The sequence below is a fragment of the Phocaeicola acetigenes genome (assembly GCF_027529745.1).
Classification (GTDB): domain Bacteria; phylum Bacteroidota; class Bacteroidia; order Bacteroidales; family Bacteroidaceae; genus Phocaeicola; species Phocaeicola acetigenes.
This window is the reverse complement of sequence record NZ_JAPZVM010000007.1, coordinates 1-18,851: the sequence shown is the minus strand read 5'-3', so window position 1 is coordinate 18,851 and position 18,851 is coordinate 1. Positions and strand designations below refer to the sequence as shown.

15 protein-coding genes are annotated in these 18,851 nt (G+C 40.8%); 9 read left to right on the top strand and 6 right to left on the bottom strand.

Going from position 1 to position 18,851, the window contains the following annotated elements; all coding sequences use genetic code 11:
- The first annotated feature begins 243 nt into the window (after positions 1–243).
- Together rpsA and O6P32_RS09035 are read left to right on the top strand one after the other, a co-directional pair.
- Positions 244–2,028: a 30S ribosomal protein S1 gene (rpsA, locus tag O6P32_RS09040; RefSeq protein WP_269878116.1), complete on the top strand. Its 1,785-nt coding sequence runs from the start codon at positions 244–246 to the stop codon at positions 2,026–2,028.
- 213 nt (positions 2,029–2,241) lie between these two features.
- A complete protein-coding gene (locus O6P32_RS09035; RefSeq protein ID WP_269878114.1) occupies positions 2,242–2,823 on the top strand; it encodes a UpxY family transcription antiterminator in 582 nt (193 codons plus the stop codon).
- Positions 2,824–2,886: 63 nt separating this feature from the next.
- On the opposite strand, the gene O6P32_RS09030 is transcribed toward O6P32_RS09035, so the two are convergent.
- Positions 2,887–3,690: an META domain-containing protein gene (locus O6P32_RS09030; protein WP_269878113.1), complete on the bottom strand. Its 804-nt coding sequence runs from the start codon at positions 3,688–3,690 to the stop codon at positions 2,887–2,889.
- A gap of 162 nt (positions 3,691–3,852) precedes the next feature.
- Between O6P32_RS09030 and O6P32_RS09025 the strand changes: the two genes are divergently transcribed.
- The 4 genes from O6P32_RS09025 (at position 3,853) to O6P32_RS09010 (ending at position 7,795) form a co-directional block, all read left to right on the top strand.
- Entirely contained in the window at positions 3,853–5,046 is a 1,194-nt protein-coding gene (locus O6P32_RS09025) for a saccharopine dehydrogenase family protein (protein ID WP_269878112.1), read from the top strand.
- A 36-nt stretch (positions 5,047–5,082) separates the two neighbouring features.
- Positions 5,083–5,532, top strand: a complete 450-nt coding sequence (bcp, locus tag O6P32_RS09020; RefSeq protein ID WP_269878111.1) for a thioredoxin-dependent thiol peroxidase — start codon at positions 5,083–5,085, stop codon at positions 5,530–5,532.
- A gap of 13 nt (positions 5,533–5,545) precedes the next feature.
- Entirely contained in the window at positions 5,546–6,595 is a 1,050-nt protein-coding gene (recA, locus tag O6P32_RS09015; protein ID WP_269878109.1) for a recombinase RecA, read from the top strand.
- Positions 6,596–6,838: 243 nt separating this feature from the next.
- A complete protein-coding gene (locus tag O6P32_RS09010) occupies positions 6,839–7,795 on the top strand; it encodes a hypothetical protein (RefSeq protein ID WP_269878107.1) in 957 nt (318 codons plus the stop codon).
- 121 nt (positions 7,796–7,916) lie between these two features.
- Here the strand turns inward: O6P32_RS09010 and O6P32_RS09005 are convergent, their stop codons facing one another.
- Positions 7,917–10,211 carry a bifunctional dihydroorotate dehydrogenase B NAD binding subunit/NADPH-dependent glutamate synthase gene (locus tag O6P32_RS09005; protein ID WP_269878106.1) on the bottom strand — a complete coding sequence of 765 codons (2,295 nt, stop codon included), beginning with the start codon at positions 10,209–10,211 and terminating at the stop codon, positions 7,917–7,919.
- A 1,010-nt stretch (positions 10,212–11,221) separates the two neighbouring features.
- Between O6P32_RS09005 and O6P32_RS09000 the strand changes: the two genes are divergently transcribed.
- Positions 11,222–11,950: a GntR family transcriptional regulator gene (locus O6P32_RS09000; RefSeq protein WP_269878105.1), complete on the top strand. Its 729-nt coding sequence runs from the start codon at positions 11,222–11,224 to the stop codon at positions 11,948–11,950.
- Positions 11,951–12,035: 85 nt separating this feature from the next.
- Here O6P32_RS09000 and O6P32_RS08995 read toward each other — a convergent pair whose 3' ends face one another.
- From O6P32_RS08995 to O6P32_RS08980, 4 genes are all read right to left on the bottom strand, one after another.
- Entirely contained in the window at positions 12,036–12,236 is a 201-nt protein-coding gene (locus tag O6P32_RS08995; RefSeq protein ID WP_269878104.1) for a winged helix-turn-helix domain-containing protein, read from the bottom strand.
- A 143-nt stretch (positions 12,237–12,379) separates the two neighbouring features.
- Positions 12,380–12,847, bottom strand: a complete 468-nt coding sequence (locus tag O6P32_RS08990) for a C-GCAxxG-C-C family protein (RefSeq protein ID WP_269878103.1) — start codon at positions 12,845–12,847, stop codon at positions 12,380–12,382.
- Positions 12,840–13,802 carry a D-2-hydroxyacid dehydrogenase gene (locus O6P32_RS08985; RefSeq protein WP_269878102.1) on the bottom strand — a complete coding sequence of 321 codons (963 nt, stop codon included), beginning with the start codon at positions 13,800–13,802 and terminating at the stop codon, positions 12,840–12,842. Before O6P32_RS08985 ends, O6P32_RS08990 begins: the two co-directional genes overlap by 8 nt.
- 11 nt (positions 13,803–13,813) lie before the next feature.
- The gene (locus O6P32_RS08980) at positions 13,814–15,088 is read right to left on the bottom strand and encodes a replication-associated recombination protein A (RefSeq protein WP_269878101.1); all 1,275 of its coding nucleotides are present in this window, start codon (positions 15,086–15,088) and stop codon (positions 13,814–13,816) included.
- 457 nt (positions 15,089–15,545) lie between these two features.
- Between O6P32_RS08980 and O6P32_RS08975 the strand changes: the two genes are divergently transcribed.
- Positions 15,546–17,288, top strand: coding sequence for a glutamine--tRNA ligase/YqeY domain fusion protein (locus O6P32_RS08975; protein ID WP_269878100.1), 1,743 nt, complete (start codon positions 15,546–15,548; stop codon positions 17,286–17,288).
- 104 nt (positions 17,289–17,392) lie between these two features.
- A complete protein-coding gene (locus tag O6P32_RS08970) occupies positions 17,393–18,847 on the top strand; it encodes a tetratricopeptide repeat protein (RefSeq protein ID WP_269878099.1) in 1,455 nt (484 codons plus the stop codon).
- Positions 18,848–18,851 lie beyond the last annotated feature (4 nt).

Here is an 18,851-nt window from a genome sequence, read left to right as displayed (position 1 = left end):
TCAAAAAGTTCTGTAAATGTATCTTTCTCCCTTTTCAACCCCATCCTTTCCCCTTCCTGTAACCATATCTGCCGCCCTTTCTTCAAGAAAAAGTAAAAAAATGAAAGAAGTTTCATTCAAGTTTACACAAAAATAAATGCAAATATTTTCTATATCAGTAATTTATTGTATCTTTGCGACCGATTTAGATAAACAATATAAAGTCTAACACAATTAATTATTTACAAACAATTTATTAATTTAATGGAAAACTTAAAAAACATTGCTCCTATTGAAGATTTCAACTGGGAAGCGTATGAAAACGGTGATGCAGTATCAAACGTAAGCAAAGAAGACTTGGAAAAAGCTTACGATAACACTTTGAACAAAGTAAACGACCGTGAGGTTGTAGACGGTACTGTAATCGCAATGAACAAACGCGAAGTTGTAGTTAACATCGGCTACAAATCAGACGGTATCATTCCATTGAGCGAATTCCGTTACAATCCAGACCTGAAAGTTGGTGATACTGTAGAAGTATACATCGAAAATCAGGAAGACAAAAAAGGTCAGTTGATCTTGTCTCACAAGAAAGCACGTGCTACTCGTTCTTGGGATCGCGTAAACGCTGCTCTTGAAAACGAAGAAATCATTAAGGGTTACATCAAGTGCCGCACTAAGGGTGGTATGATCGTAGACGTATTCGGTATCGAAGCATTCTTGCCGGGTTCTCAGATCGATGTGAAACCTATCCGCGACTACGATGTATTCGTAGGAAAGACTATGGAATTCAAGGTTGTAAAAATCAATCAGGAATTCAAGAACGTTGTTGTTTCTCACAAAGCTCTTATCGAAGCTGAATTGGAACAGCAGAAGAAAGAAATCATCGGTAAACTTGAAAAAGGTCAGGTACTTGAAGGTACTGTTAAAAATATCACATCTTACGGTGTATTCATCGACTTGGGCGGCGTAGACGGTTTGATCCACATCACAGACTTGTCTTGGGGCCGTGTAAGCGATCCTCGCGAAGTTGTTTCTTTGGATCAGAAGTTGAACGTTGTAATCTTGGACTTCGACGACGAAAAGAAACGTATCGCTCTTGGTTTGAAACAGTTGACTCCGCACCCATGGGATGCTTTGGATCCTAACTTAAAAGTTGGTGACCACGTAAAAGGTAAAGTTGTGGTTATGGCTGACTACGGTGCATTCATCGAAATCGCTCCGGGCGTAGAAGGTTTGATCCACGTATCTGAAATGTCTTGGTCACAGCACTTGCGTTCAGCTCAGGACTTCATGAAAGTTGGTGACGAAGTAGAAGCTGTTATCTTGACTTTGGACCGCGAAGAACGTAAGATGTCTTTGGGTATCAAACAGCTGAAAGCTGATCCATGGGAAACTATCGAAGAAAAATATCCGGTAGGTTCTAAACACACTGCAAAAGTTCGTAACTTCACTAACTTCGGTGTATTCGTAGAAATCGAAGAAGGTGTAGACGGTTTGATCCACATCTCTGACTTGTCTTGGACTAAGAAAATCAAACATCCTTCTGAATTCACTCAGATTGGTGCAGACATCGAAGTTCAGGTATTGGAAATCGACAAAGAAAACCGTCGTTTGAGCTTGGGTCACAAACAGTTGGAAGAAAACCCATGGGATGTATTCGAAACAGTATTCACTGTAGGTTCTATCCACGAAGGTACTATCATCGAAATGTTGGATAAAGGTGCAGTAGTTGCATTGCCTTACGGTGTAGAAGGTTTCGCTACTCCGAAACACTTGGTAAAAGAAGATGGTTCACAGGCTCAGTTGGATGAAAAACTGGAATTCAAAGTAATCGAATTCAACAAAGACGCTAAGAGAATCATCTTGTCTCACAGCCGCATTTTCGAAGATGCTGCTAAGGCAGAAGAAAAAGCAGAAAAGAAAGCTACTAAGAAGGCTGCTAAGAAAGAAGAAGCTCCTATGATTCAGAACCAGGCTGCTTCTACTACATTGGGTGACCTCGATGCATTGGCTGCTTTGAAAGAACAGCTTGAAGGCAAGAAATAATTCTTCACCTGAGATATTTCAAAAGGGATTACGAATGTCGTAATCCCTTTTTTTATGTCTTCTACCAATTACCCCAATAACAAGATCCATTTACTCATCCACAAATCTTCTATTGATTCCAACTTAAAACACTTCTAAAAGTAAATAGACTTGTTCTTATCGATTATTTTTCTTTTCTTTGCTTCTCTGATTGTACTAACCTAAACATGAATCATGGAAGAGAAGCAAGAGCAACCATTAGTATGGATGCCTATAAAAACTTTTTACTGTAAAGAACTTCGAGTAGCCGAATTGCTACGCGAAGAAGGCATTGAATACTACTTGCCAATGGTATACGAATTGCAAGAGACAAAAGACAAAGAACATAAGTGTGAGCATGTTCTTGTTCCAGCCATTCATAATCTGCTATTTATCCGACATACATACAACAAAAGCTGGTGCAGGAAATTTGCACGTAACTTTCCTCTCCCTATATATTTTATGAAAAGGGAAAGAGACTGCGACGAATTCTGCATCGTACCGGACGATGAAATGCAAAACTTTATACGCGCTACAGATCCGAACATTCAAGGTACACGCTTTATTGATTCCGAGAAGCTAAAAAACAAAAAAGGATTCCCTGTACGCATCGCCAAAAAAGGACCTCTTTACGGCATCACCGGCAAATTCATACGATATGGAGGACGGCATTACATAGCAATTGAAATGAACAACAGCACAGCCTTACTCAAAGTGAGCTATACCTGGTGCGAAGAAATAAGCGGAAACGGAGCTCATGCATCAGAAACTGAATAAAAAAACGTGGACATCTTCATTACAAATGAAAATGCCCACGCTTTTTATAAAAAATTATTTCAATTATTTCACCAGACTTTCTCCTGTATTCTTCACTAAGGTAAGGAGCACTTTACCGTTTCCATCCAACAATGAAACAGATCCATCCTCATTCTTTTCAAATGAAGCTACTTCATTAAGTGCTTTCAACACCTGTGTTTCCACATCCATATCCGGGCAAGCCATCATCGTAGAAATCATTTGTGAGAATTTCAAGGAAGCTGCATTGCCTTCTTCCTGAGAGAAACCTCCATTGATAATATTACAGCCCGCATTACCATGTACACGTTTTTCCTCAATGTTGAATGCCAGGAACGGAGTCTTTTCCATCTTCTTCACAGCTTCTCCATTCACTGCTGAAATAATCCATTCTCCTGCCAGATCATTGATAGAAACAGCAGCCTGTACACGCTTTTCCAAAACAATGACAGTCTTACCTTCCGCATCTGTCAGTTCAATACCGGTTTCTGTTTCCGAATAACCTTCTACTTTATTAAGAGCTCCCAATATCTTCTGTTCCGTATCCATATCCGGACACATCATCAGTGTAGTAGCAATCTGACTGAAATGAATTTTTCCTGCATTGACAGAATCCAATTCAAAACCGCCCATCATACGGTTGCAACCTGCACTACCATATACTCGTTTGGTTTCTGTATCCAAACCGATAAAAGGCATATTTTCATTTCCAAGTTTCTCTCCATCTACAGTTACGATATTCCACTCGCCTGTCAGATCTACTGTTTGTGCTGCTTTCTTACTGCTCATGCAGCTTGCCATCAGCGCTCCGGCACAAATAGCCGCAACACCTAAAAATGTTCTTCTCATATCAATTTTAATTTCTAAACTTCGCAAATATAACGATATATTTGAACAAAAGTTCAGCCCACCTGCATTTTTCCGTTTTTTATGTTTATATAATCTAATTATTCTTATCTTTGCATACTGAACGGTAACGTTTACCGGGCATTAAAATCATCAATAAAATAAATGAGTAAAGTATTAATTATTGGTGCAGGCGGAGTAGGAACCGTTGTTGCACACAAAGTGGCTCAACATCCTGAAGTATTTACAGAAGTGATGATTGCCAGCCGCACCCAGTCAAAATGTGACGCTATTGTAAAAGCAATTGGCAGACCAGACATCAAGACCGCTAAGGTAGATGCAGACAATGTAGACGAATTAGTGGCTTTATTCAACAGTTTTAAACCCGAAATCGTTATTAATGTAGCGCTCCCTTATCAGGATCTGACTATCATGGAAGCTTGTCTGCAAGCCGGAGTCAACTACCTGGATACAGCCAACTATGAGCCGAAAGACGAAGCTCATTTCGAATACAGCTGGCAGTGGGCTTACAAACAGCGTTTCGAAGAAGCCGGACTGACAGCAATTTTGGGTTGTGGTTTCGACCCGGGAGTAAGCGGTGTGTATACAGCATATGCAGCCAAACATCATTTCGACGAAATACAGTACCTGGATATCGTAGACTGTAATGCAGGTAATCATCACAAAGCGTTTGCAACCAACTTTAATCCGGAAATCAACATCCGTGAAATTACCCAGAACGGACGTTATTATGAAAACGGACAGTGGGTTACAACAAAGCCATTGGAATTCCATAAAGACCTGACATATCCAAACATTGGTCCGCGTGACTCCTACTTGTTGTACCACGAAGAACTGGAGTCGCTGGTTAAGAACTTCCCAACTATCAAACGCGCCCGTTTCTGGATGACCTTTGGACAAGAATACCTCACTCACTTGAGAGTTATTCAGAATATTGGTATGGCAAGCATCGAGCCTATCAATTACAACGGCATGGAAATTGTGCCCTTGCAATTCCTGAAAGCAGTTCTTCCTAATCCACAAGACCTGGGAGAAAACTACGAAGGCGAAACATCTATCGGTTGCCGTATCCGTGGTATCAAAGACGGTAAAGAACGTACCTACTATGTATACAACAACTGTTCACACCAGGCTGCTTATCAGGAAACAGGTATGCAGGGCGTAAGTTACACAACCGGTGTACCAGCCATGATTGGTGCAATGATGTTCCTGAAAGGCTTATGGAAACGTCCGGGTGTATGGAATGTAGAAGAATTCGATCCAGATCCGTTCATGGAAGCACTGAATCAATACGGCTTGCCTTGGCACGAAGTATTCGACGGAGATTTGGAACTGTAATTATCTGTATTCTTGAATCTGTATAAACAAAGCATCATGCAAGTAGGAGATAAAGCCCCCGAAGTATTGGGACTGAATGAAAAAGGAGAAGAAATCCGTACAAGCGATTACAAGGGAAAAAAAGTAGTCCTCTACTTCTATCCCAAAGACATGACATCGGGATGTACGGCTCAAGCCTGCAACCTGCGCGACAACTATTCGGAACTTCGCGCAGCAGGTTACGAAGTAATTGGTGTCAGCATCAACGATGCCAAATCGCACCAGAAGTTCATCGAGAAAAACCAGCTTCCTTTTACACTCATTGCCGATACAGAACAAAAGTTAGTGCAAGAATTTGGGGTATGGGGTGAAAAAAGCATGTATGGACGTAAATACATGGGTACATTCCGCACCACATTTATCATAAACGAAGAAGGCGTGATTGAACGTATCATCTCTCCCAAGGAGGTGAAGACCAAAGACCATGCCGCACAAATCTTAAAATAACCAAGAAAAATATATGGCTAAAAAAGACGAATTGGAATTCGAAGGAGGAGTAGATACTCCTTCCAAGCCCAACAACAGCGAAAAGCTCAAGGCATTGCAAGCCGCAATGGATAAGATTGAGAAAAGCTTCGGTAAAGGCTCTATCATGAAAATGGGCGACGACCATGTTCAAGAAGTAGAAGTCATTCCTACCGGCTCCATTGCACTCAACGCTGCACTTGGTGTAGGAGGTTATCCCAAAGGACGTATCATTGAAATATATGGTCCGGAATCTTCTGGTAAGACCACACTTGCTATCCATGCTATTGCCGAAGCACAGAAAAACGGAGGTATTGCAGCGTTCATCGATGCAGAACATGCCTTCGACCGTTTCTATGCAGCCAAGTTGGGAGTAGACATCGACAACTTGTGGATTTCACAGCCCGATAACGGTGAGCAAGCTCTGGAAATTGCAGAACAGCTTATCCGCTCTTCTGCCATTGACATCATTGTTATCGACTCTGTAGCTGCCCTGACTCCGAAAGCCGAAATCGAAGGCGATATGGGAGACAACCGGGTAGGCTTACAGGCACGTCTGATGTCGCAAGCATTACGTAAGCTTACTTCCGCTATCAGCAAGACCAATACAACCTGTATCTTCATCAACCAGTTGCGTGAAAAAATCGGAGTAATGTTCGGCAATCCGGAAACAACAACCGGTGGTAATGCCTTGAAGTTCTATGCTTCAGTACGTCTGGACATCCGCCGCGCTACCCAGTTGAAAGACGGTGAAGAAGTTATCGGTAATCAGGTACGCGTAAAAGTGGTAAAAAACAAAGTAGCACCTCCATTCCGCAAAGCAGAATTCGACATCATGTTCGGTGAAGGCATTTCCCGCAGCGGTGAAATCATCGACCTGGGAGCAGAACTGGGCATCATCAAGAAAAGCGGCTCATGGTACAGCTACAACGATACCAAACTCGGACAAGGACGCGATGCAGCCAAACAGTGTATTCAGGACAATCCCGAACTGGCTGAAGAGCTGGAAGGACTCATCTTTGCTGCACTGAAAGACAAAGAATAAAATTTCTTTCACAGAGAAATACATCAGAACCTTCTTCTGTATACGATATCCACAAAAGGATTTCCAGACAGAAGAAGGTTCTTTTTTATACCTTTTTTACCCGATGATTCTCCACAGCCTTTCCTCTAAAAACTGTAATGTTTTCCTCCTCCCCCAATCATATTTTCTCTTCAAAAATTAGAAAAAAACAAAATTTACATTTATATTTACCAACTCATACTGACTAGATAAAAGATAAACCTTATGAAACTAACATCCTTACTCGCCCTTACATGGTGCTGCTGCGTAGCTACCACCGGCATTGCCCAAGAAAATAAGACTTCCCTACCTTACCGTTTTGCCACAAGAGCTGAAGCACAGATGCTGGTAACAGACATAGACGACTACACCAGCAATTGGAATCAGTTTGATATTGAGTTCCGTCTGCAAAAAGTAGAAGGAAAAAAGTCTGAACTGCTACGTATGGCTATGGATGAAACCCGAAACTGGAGTGACCAAGAGAAAAGCAATGTAGAAAAAGCTTTCAAAACAATACAAAATCAAATCAGCAAGCAGAAATTCAACCTGCCTTTCCCTGAGGAAATTATCATTGTAAAAACAACTCAGAAAGAAGAAGGAGGAGCTACGGCCTATACCCGTAAAAACTGGATAGCATTAGGAGAAAAAGCGTTGAATGCCCCAATTGAAACACTGACTCAGGTAATGGCTCATGAACTCTTCCACATTCTGACACGTGAAAACCATGAATTCAAAAAAGCGATATATGCTACCATCGGATTTACCGTACTCGATAAGGAAATTATCTTCCCGTCAGATATTAACCAGAAGCGGATATCCAATCCGGATGTAAGCCGCTACGACAGTTATGCAACATTTACAATCGAGGGAGAAAAACAACCGTGTACAATGGTATTATATTCCGATAAGCCTTATAGCGGAGGAGATTTATCCCAATACATGCAGACAGGTCTTATCCCTCTGAACGAACGCTATATACCCGTACAGGAAAAAGGAAATACTGTAATCTATCCGCTTACCGCTGCTACCGACTTTTATGAAGTAGTAGGCAATAATACTCCATACACCATTGATCCGGAAGAAATTGCAGCAGAAAACTTCCAGTATGCTCTTCTAAATACCGGTAATATAAAGACTCCTCAAATTATAGAAAAAATAAAAGAGGTATTGAAAAAGAAATAAATATCACGAAGCATATAAAACTTTAACCAATCTATGATAAAAAGTCATCGGCTGGACGATAGAGAACAGTTCTCTTCGTTCAGCCGACATTATTTTTACCATTCTATAAGTTTATAGCTTCTTATCCTTGCAACTGACGATGCATAGCTGCCGCAGCACGGCGTCCGTCGCCCATAGCCAGAATTACAGTAGCACCTCCGCGCACAATATCACCACCGGCATAAATAGTCGGAATAGACGACTGCATATCCTCATTTACTGCGATTGTACCTTTACGTCCCAACTCCAGTCCCGGAATAGAATTCGGAACAATCGGGTTAGGCGATACCCCCACACTGACAATAGCCATATCGATATCGATGGTCTCTATAGCTCCCGGAATAGCAACCGGACTACGGCGTCCTGAAGCATCTGGTTCGCCCAGTTCCATCTTCTGCAATACCACCTGTTTTACACGACCCATTTCGTCGGCAATATATTCGATTGGATTATGCAAAGTAAGGAATTCCACACCTTCTTCTTTTGCATGTTTTACCTCTTCCAGACGAGCCGGCATTTCGGCTTCCGAACGGCGATAGATAATCATTGCTTTTTCTGCTCCCAGACGGCGTGCAGTACGTACAGAATCCATAGCAGTATTACCGCCACCAATTACCGCCACACGCTTACCGAATGTGACCGGAGTATCAGAATCTTCGCTGGCAGCATCCATCAAGTTTACACGAGTCAGATACTCGTTAGACGACATGATGTTGATAGAGTTTTCACCCGGAATATTCATAAAGTTAGGCAGACCTGCTCCCGAAGCTACGAAAATACCCTTGTAACCTTCCTGTTCCAAGTCTTCTACACTGATGGTCTTACCCACAATACAGTCTTTTACAAACTGTACACCCATCTTCGAAAGATTGTCAATTTCTACGTCTACAATCTTGTTCGGCAAACGGAATTCAGGAATACCATATTTCAATACACCCCCAATTTCGTGCAGTGCTTCGAATACAGTCACATCGTATCCCAACTTAGCCATATCACCGGCAAACGACAGACCGGCAGGTCCCGAACCTACTACCGCTACCTTAATACCGTTCTTTGCAGCAATCTGAGGAACGGAAATCTGTCCGCTTTCACGTTCATAGTCGGCAGCAAAACGTTCCAGATAACCGATAGCCACAGCTTCGTGTCCCATCTTCAGGTGAATACACTGCGATTCGCACTGTTTTTCCTGCGGACACACACGTCCACACACAGCCGGCAATGCACTGGTCTGCTTCAGAGTACGTGCAGCTTCGAGGAATTCTCCACGCTCTATGTTTTTGATAAATGTAGGAATATTGATACCCACCGGACAACCCTGCATACAAGACGGATTTGCACAGTCCAGACAACGTTTAGCTTCTGTTACAGCCTGTTCCTCGCTCAATCCCAGGTTTACTTCTTCTTTACGGCTGTGTGAACGATATTCCGGTTCCAACTCGTTCATCTTTACACGAGGGATCGCAGTACGTTCCTTCGGCTTCATGCTCTTACGAAGTTCTTCACGCCAAGGAGCCTTACGGTCTGATGCCTCTCTTTCTGCCTCACAAGTATCAGGTTTTTCAACTTCCAATTTATGTATTTCAGCACGTTCAATATCCTTGAAGGCTCCCATACGTTTCAACATCTCGTCGAAGTCTACCTGATGACCGTCAAACTCCGGACCGTCTACACAAACGAAACGAGTTTTTCCGCCCACAGTGATACGGCATGCTCCACACATACCGGTACCGTCTACCATGATAGTATTCAGTGACACATCGGTAGGGATTTCGTATTTCTTTGTCAGCAAGCAAACAAATTTCATCATAATAGCCGGACCGATGGCAAAGCACTTGTCTACTTTCTCGCGCTTGATGACCTCTTCCACTCCTTCGGTTACAAGGCCTTTCTTACCATACGAACCATCGTCTGTCATGATGATTACTTCATCGGAACTCTCACGCATTTCTTTTTCCAGGATAATCAAATCCTTTGTACGTCCTGCCAAAACTGTAATCACACGGTTTCCCGCAGCTTTCAATGCCTGTACAATAGGAAGCATCGGTGCCACACCTACTCCACCTCCGGCACATACTACTGTACCAAAGTTTTCAATATGAGTAGCCTTACCCAACGGACCTACTACATCGGTCACGTAATCGCCTTCATTCAGTTCACACAGACGGGTAGACGACAGTCCCACCTCCTGTACCACCAAAGTAATAGTACCTTTTACAGGATCGGCAGCAGCAATGGTCAGCGGCATACGCTCGCCTTTCTCTCCCACACGCACAATTACGAAATGTCCCGCCTTACGAGACTTGGCAATCAAAGGGGCTTCAATGACAAGTTTGAAAACCTTTTCTGAAAAATGTTCCTTTGAAATAATTTTATTCATTTTCTTACGCTATAAGTTAGTTATTTCTTTAGTATCCCCAGAGCCTGTAGAAATCATTCCGTAAAGACTGACCGGACAACCTGTTCAATCTCAAACAGACTCCATTCTTTCGATTTTAACCCTGCAAAGGTAGTATTAAGAAAAGATATACACAAAGAAATGAGCAAATTAACTCAACCCTGTAAGCAATAATTTATGGGATATTACGGTAGCTTTTCTCTGTTTTCAGGCTTCCAGTCTCCCTTTCTTTCTAACAAATATCAAGGAAACAAATTCCATAGTTCAATTGACAAAATGTAAAATCCCCCAATCTCTTTATCAGTACTGCAAGAGGATTGACAAAATGTCAAATCAGAGGCCTCTACACGACGATATTTGCCCCCAGGTACAAAAGTGATAAGAAAAAAGCCTGTTTTTCGAAATCAGGCAAACTCAAAAAGAAAGCTGTTCTTTACCATTGCAAACACAAAACCATCAAAAAAAGGGATTTATCAATCTTCATACTCTCCAAAAACCATCTATCAATAACATTATACTATTATCAAAAAGAAGATTCAGACAGGAGGGTTGATAACTGAAAATGTGAAAAAGTGTATAAAAACTGGGGTTCAAACCTCCCAAATTCTATCATCAGTATCGAGTACACACGGAACTAATGGCGTGAGCATACGGTATTAGTCACATCAGGCATTGATACTTGTATCGTTTGCCCCCGATTCAAGTATCGTTTCCTTCTATTACAAGTCCTTTCAAATATGTTTTCCAACATGTTTAGAAGGCATTTCATAAGAATTTAACTGTGATTCAGGCTTCATAAAGGCTCTTTTTGTACAAAATACGAGTTAGAAGGAAATGGCATTTTAGCTCTTTTTGATACAAAAACCCCTTTATTGATATCAATATGACTACACACTTTTAACAAAAAATTAATATATAAATAACAGTAGGAAAACTATATTTATATCACAAAATAATTATCTTTGTGATTAAAGAGATTAAATATATAGTGTATGGAGCTGAACCATAAAAGCAATAAACCTTTGCATCTTCAAGCAGAAGAAGTTCTTCGAACCCTAATCGATTCAGAAGAATATAAATCGGGAAAATACTTACCCAATGAAATAGAACTTTCACAAAAATTGAATATCTCCCGCAATACATTACGACAAGCCATTAACAAACTGGTTTTTGAAGGTTTATTGATACGAAAAAAAGGAGTCGGTACAAAAGTAGTACAAAAAGGTATTATAAGTGGAGTGAAAAATTGGCTTAGTTTTTCACAAGAAATGAAGATGTTAGGAATAGAGATTCGAAATTTCGAACTCCATATAAGCTGGAAAAAGCCCAATGAGGAGATTTGCAACTTCTTCAATATCGACAAAAAGAATCCTATAAAATGCATTGTCTTAGAGCGAGTAAGAGGGAAAAAAGAATATCCATTTGTATATTTTATCTCCTATTTTAACCCCAAAATACCTTTTACCGGAGAGGAAGATTTTACACGGCCTCTATATGAGTTGTTGGAAAAGGAGTATCAAATAACCGTAAAAACCAGTAAAGAACAGATTTCTGCCAGCCTGGCAGGAGAAGAAATAGCAGAAAAACTGGATATCAAAACCACGGATCCGATTCTTATCCGCAAACGTTTTGTATACGACACCAACAATACCCCAATAGAATATAATATCGGCTATTACCGTGCAGACAGTTTTACATATACAATTGAAGCTGAACGATAAAACTTGTATATCAAAAACAAAAAAAAGATGCGTAAAAGCCTTTCCGGCATTTACGCATCTTTTTCATACACTTCAAGATTGTTACTTATTTCAACTTAACAAAAAGTTCACCTTCTACTTCGCTTGTTTCAATCTTATCTTCTCTCAATAACCAACCCAAACCCAAAAAGAAATCTTTATCTACCAGTTTGGTAGCTTTTTTAATCTGTTTTTGAGTTTTTCCATCATTTCCATTTAGTGTTTCCCAGATTTTTCCGGCAATTACACCTGCTTTTTCTTTCAACATAGCTCTTAGTTTAAATCGTATTTACAATTTATTTAACACGAATAAGTATTTGTGTCTTACGGCGCAAAAATAAACAAAAAACAAGACCTTCTTCTACTTTCCTTAAAAAAACTTTCATTTTAATAGTAAAAAAAGGGAACATTTTACAATTTTCCTTCTTTTTCGAGGAAATCCCCCCATATCGTTGCAGCTATTTCAACCATCTTTGCACAAGGACGTTTGGCATAATACTGGGCGGTACGCGCTTCTGGAGTTGCTACAACAGGCTCTTTTTTTGACAAGCCCAGCAATTCTGCACAGTGTATGGTTCCTGTAACTTCCTTGAATTTTGCAGCCAGTTCCTGCACAAGAGCATAATTGGCAGCCTTACTTTCACGATCGGCTCCGGAAAGTGCACTACGCTCTAGTCCAGCCAACAAAAACATTCCACAAGCCGCCCCACATATTTCACGCATACGCCCAATACCTCCTCCAAAAGAAGCAGCCATGCGCAGTGCCTGTTCGGGCGTAAATCCATAAAGATCGGCATAAGCAGCCACAACCGACTGCGAACAATTATATCCCTCCTTAAAAAGAGCTACAGCTTTTTCGATGCGTTCCTGTTTATTCATTTCCTGCAACATTATTTATAGGATTTCCATTCATATAAGCTTTTAAATTCTCGACCGCCTGTTTCATCAGACGTACACGAGCCTCACGAGTAGCCCAGGCTATATGCGGAGTTATAAAACAGTTTTTCAATTTTAGCAAAGGATTACCAGCTGAAGGTGGCTCAGCAGAAAGCACATCAAGTCCTGCTCCCAATAAACGACCTTCCACCAAGGCTTCCTCCAAGGCTTTTTCATCAACCAGGCCACCTCTTCCTGTATTGATCAGAATAGAATTCCGTTTCATCAGCGACAGACGGAAAGAATTGACCATTTCCTTAGTCTCCTCATTCAAAGGACAATGAAGACTGACAATATCACAATTGTGAAACAGATCGTTCAACTCCATTTTTTTCACTCCCTCGGGAAGACTATTCTCCGGTTTACTGGTGTATACACAAACTTCCATACCGAAGCTTCGTGCAATGGCCGCAGTAGCCTGTCCGGTATGTCCGAATCCCACAATTCCCATTTTCTTTCCTGCAAGTTCTATCAACGGAGTATTCCAATAACAGAAATCAAGCTGTGAACTCCATACCCCATTTTGTACTTCACTGGCATAATGTGCCACATGTTGAGTGATATTCAGAATATGCGCAAAAACCATCTGAGCTACCGACTGAGTGCTATAGGCCGGAATATTGGTTACTACAATTCCCCGTTTCTTTGCCGCTTGAACATCTACCACATTATATCCGGTAGCCAATACACCTATATATTTCAGGTCAGGAAGCGAATTGATTGTTTCTGCAGAAAGTACCGTCTTATTCGTCAATAATGCCTCAGCTCCTTCTGCCCGCCGTAATACATCACTTGGGGCTGTACGATCGTGTATCGTCAGTTCACCCAGTTCATTCAATGACTCCCACGAAAAATCCCCGGGATTCAATGTAAATCCATCTAAAACAACTATCTTCATTTCTATATTCTTTAATCTTTAAATCGTTCTCCCCATAGCTGAACCATCCGTTCTTTCAACTTAGCCTCAGCCGGATTATCTTGAGCATGCCAAATACGTCTCTGCTGCATTTCATCCGGTAAGAACTGCTGCTTTACAAAGTTCCCTTTATAAGCATGCGCATATTTATAATCTTTTCCATATCCTAACTGCTTCATCAATTTGGTAGGGGCATTTCTTAAATGAAGTGGTACCGGTAAGTTTCCAGTCTCCCGTACCATTTCCAGCGCAGAGTTGATTCCTTCATAAGCCGAATTGCTTTTCGGACTGGTTGCCAGATAAACGGTTGCTTCGGCTAACGGGATTCTTCCTTCCGGCCATCCTATCTTCATTACAGCATCAAATGCAGCATTGGCCAGCAACAATGCATTAGGATTGGCCAGACCGATATCTTCGGAAGCTGATATAACTAAACGTCGGGCAATAAAAGCAGGATCTTCTCCTCCCTCCACCATACGGGCAAGCCAATATAAGGCTCCATCCGGATCGCTGCCACGGATAGACTTGATAAAAGCAGAAACAATATCATAGTGCATCTCTCCTTCCTTATCGTATGCCAATGGATTTTGCTGCAAACGTTCCACTACTTTTTCATCTGTAATGACAACCTCTTCCTCTCCATCGGCCTCTACCACCAGTTCCAGGATATTCAGCAACTTGCGCGCATCTCCTCCTGAATAGCGGAGCATAGCATCCGTTTCTTTCAACACTATTTTCCGCTCTCTCAAAATAGCATCACGGACTAAAGCCTGCTGCAGCAGTTCAAGCAAATCTTCTTTCTCAAGAGATTTCAGTACATACAACTGACAGCGCGACAAAAGCGGACGAATGACTTCGAAAGAAGGATTCTCTGTAGTAGCTCCTATTAAAGTCACTACCCCGGTTTCTACTGCTCCCAATAAGGAATCTTGCTGAGATTTGCTGAAACGATGAATTTCATCTATGAAAAGAATAGGACTCTGCTGGGAAAAGAAACGATTGCTACGCGCTTTCTCAATTACATCGCGTACATCCTTAACTCCAGAAGTCACTGCACTCAAAGTATAAAAAGGAGTTTCCAACTTATGGGCAATAATCTGTGCCAATGTAGTCTTGCCTACTCCGGGAGGTCCCCATAAGATAAAAGAAGAAATACGTCCCGCATCAATCATTTTACGCAAGACAGCCCCCTCTCCTACTAAATGCTTTTGTCCGATATACTCATCCAGCGTCTTTGGACGCATTCTTTCTGCCAAAGGTTGTGCCATATTCTGATACTCCAATTAGAGACACAAAAATACGTAATTCTACTCAAAAAAACCTTTAGTGATTCGGAAAAAAGCCAGACATAAGGGCAATAAAAAAAGGCGCTTTTCACAAAGAGCCTTTTTTAAGTTTTCAATAGGTATTAGTTTTTTTTTAAGGTAAAAAGATTGTTTTCAGGATAACGCCACAAAGATGCGGCCTTTTTTTTAGCTAACCAAATAAAAAAACATGTCTTAAAACACATTTCTGACATTTCTGGCATTTTCTTTTATTTTAAATCTGTTCATTGTCTTTTTTTGAAGCTTTTTCAAAAATAAGAAAAATTTATTAAATCGATACAAATTCATCCATTCAAAAATTCCCAAGTTATCCATCAGCAAAATTTACATAAAGTCTAATAGGTATATAACAAAAGAATGCTTATTTTTGCACACATAAAGTGTAAAAGAAAAAACCACTATGACTGAAATGAATGCAGCTGAAAGTTCAGAAAAGAAAAGTTTGAACTTCATAGAACAAATTGTAGAAAAGGATTTAAAAGAAGGTAAAAACGGAGGTAGAATACAAACCCGTTTCCCGCCCGAACCGAATGGTTACCTGCACATCGGACATGCCAAAGCAATCTGTATGGATTTTGGTATTGCACAGCGTTACGGTGGTGTATGTAATTTGCGTTTCGATGATACCAATCCTACAAAAGAAGATGTTGAATACGTAGAAGCCATCAAAGAAGACATTCAATGGCTGGGCTACCAGTGGGGAAATGAATATTATGCATCAGATTATTTCCAGCAATTGTGGGATTTCGCTATCCGTTTGATTAAAGAGGGAAAAGCTTATATAGACGAACAGTCGTCCGAAGAGATTGCTGCACAGAAAGGTACTCCTACCCAACCAGGTACAGAAAGTCCATATCGCAATCGTCCGATAGAAGAAAGTCTGGAACTGTTCCAGAAAATGAATTCAGGAGAAATTGAAGAAGGGAAAATGGTATTACGCGCCAAAATAGATATGGCTAATCCTAATATGCATTTCCGCGACCCAATCATCTACCGTGTAGTAAAAACCCCTCACCATCGTACAGGCGACAAATGGAAAGCATATCCGATGTATGACTTTGCTCATGGACAAAGCGACTACTTTGAAGGAGTAACACACTCACTTTGTACGTTGGAATTTGTTGTTCACCGCCCGCTGTACGATTTGTTTGTAGATTGGGTAAAAGACGGTAAAGATTTGGATGACAACCGCCCACATCAGTACGAATTCAACAAGTTGAACCTCAGCTATACTCTGATGAGTAAGCGTAACTTGCTGACTCTTGTAAAAGAAGGACTGGTTAACGGATGGGATGACCCTCGTATGCCGACAATCTGCGGTTTCCGCCGCCGTGGCTATTCTCCAGAGTCTATCCGGAAATTCATCGATAAGATTGGTTATACTACCTACGATGCATTAAACGACTTCGCTCTATTGGAAAGTGCAGTACGCGAAGATTTGAATGCACGTGCAACCCGTGTATCTGCTGTCCTGAATCCGGTAAAACTGATTCTGACCAACTATCCGGAAGGACAGGTAGAAGAAATGGAAGCCATCAACAATCCGGAAGATCCGAACTCAGCCACACACAAAATCGAATTCAGCCGTGAGTTGTGGATGGAACGCGATGACTTCATGGAAGATGCTCCGAAAAAATATTTCCGTATGACTCCGGGACAGGAAGTTCGTTTGAAAAACGCATATATTGTAAAATGTACCGGATGCAAGAAAGACGAAAACGGTAATGTAATAGAAGTCTATGCTGAATATGATCCTAACACAAAGAGTGGTATGCCTGAAGCAAACCGTAAAGTGAAAGGAACATTACATTGGGTAAGCTGCAATCATTGCCTGAAAGCAGAAGTCCGCTTGTATGACCGCTTGTGGAAAGTGGAAAACCCACGCGATGAAATGGCTGCTATCCGTGAAGCCAAGAACTGCTCTCCATTGGAAGCAATGCAGGAAATGATTAATCCTAATTCTCTGAATATTCTGACAGAATGTTATGTAGAGAAATTCCTGGCAGATGCCAAACCTTTGGATTACTTGCAGTTCCAACGTATTGGTTATTTCAACGTAGACAAAGATTCTACTCCAGAACATTTAGTATTCAACCGTACTGTGTCTCTTAAAGATACTTGGAGTAAAATCAGCAATAAATAAGATTGATTTATAAAAATCCTATTTTATCCAACGAAGAATTTGCGAGCCTCATCATAAATCAGCTTGCAGATTCTTCGTTATTCATTCATAAAAATTACCTACACATGAGACATGATTTAGCATCCAGCTTTAATACTCCCGAATTTCAAGCCATCAAACATAAATATGAAGAAATGAAGCAAAATCATACTCATGTTTATATGGAAAGCAACGAGTTGACCCATCTTGCAGAATATTATGCACATCAGGGAGACAGCAAAGCTTCGGAAGAAGTTATCAATTATGGACTACAACTTCATCCCGAGAATCTGGATATTCTTATCTACAAATGCAATAATCTGGTAGCCAGAGGAAAAATCAACGAAGCTTTTTTTCTATTGGAGACGATTCCCGATCAAAACGATAGAGAAGTAAGACTGACTTACGCCAATCTCTGCCTGGAACGTCAGGATATAGAAAGTGCAGAAGAAGTATTCAAACAACTTGCAGAAGAAGAAGATAATGATACCAACACATTGCTGGATATAGCCGATATTTACATGGATGCCAACATGGAAAAGATGGCTTACCACTGGCTACAAAAAGCTTACAGACAGGCTCCCAATGATATAGAAGTATTGGAATCAATGGCTGATTATCATTATTCGTTCAAAAGTGTAGAACAAGCTACCGTTTATTATAATAAACTATTGGATGAAGATCCATACAATCTATACTATTGGACAGAACTCACCCGCTGTTACCTGCAGATGGGCGAAATAGAACAAGCCATGGAATCCGTAGAGTTTGCACTGACCATAAACGAAAACGATCTGACATGTATTGAAATGAAAGGTTATTGTTTTCAGCTTTTAGGAGATGGTACTTCCGCATGCAAATGCTATAAGCAGGTAGAGCAGTCCGTTTCCAACAAAACACGGATTCGAATGGTACTGATGGCTTGCTATTTCATCGATAAAAAATACGATGAAACGATTCAATATTGCAACAAACTTTTGGAAAGCAACGACTTGGAAAACTTTGAAAGAGCCAATGTATATCATAAACGTGCTGTATCTCACTTAGCAAAAGGTGAATACGAAGAAAGCGAAAAAGACGTTATCAACGGGCTTACCTACGATGGAGAATTCAGTGAGCTGTATCTCGTTCAAGGAGAACTATTCGTATCCGAAGGAAAAATGATAGAAGCAGAATGTTCATTCAGAAAAGCAGAATCATTCGCAATGGAAAAAGCAGAAACTGCACAACAGGCTGCAACCACTTATATGAGATATGAACATTTTAAAGAAGCAGTTCAACTTTATCATTGGATAGAGAAAGAGTATCCAGAAGAGGTAAAAGACTTCTACAGCTACATCGCTTTCTGCTATTACCGCTTAAAAGATGAAAAAAATATGCTCAAGTATATGGTTCGAAGTTGTTTCTATACTCCAGAATCATTGTCTAATCCCCTATGGGGAGAAAAAGACATGGGAGAAGACCAAGATTTCTTTAATTTGGCAAGAATTGTTTTGAAGGAAATTCAAGAAGGAAAAATAAACGTTTCTTCGTTCTTATAATTTC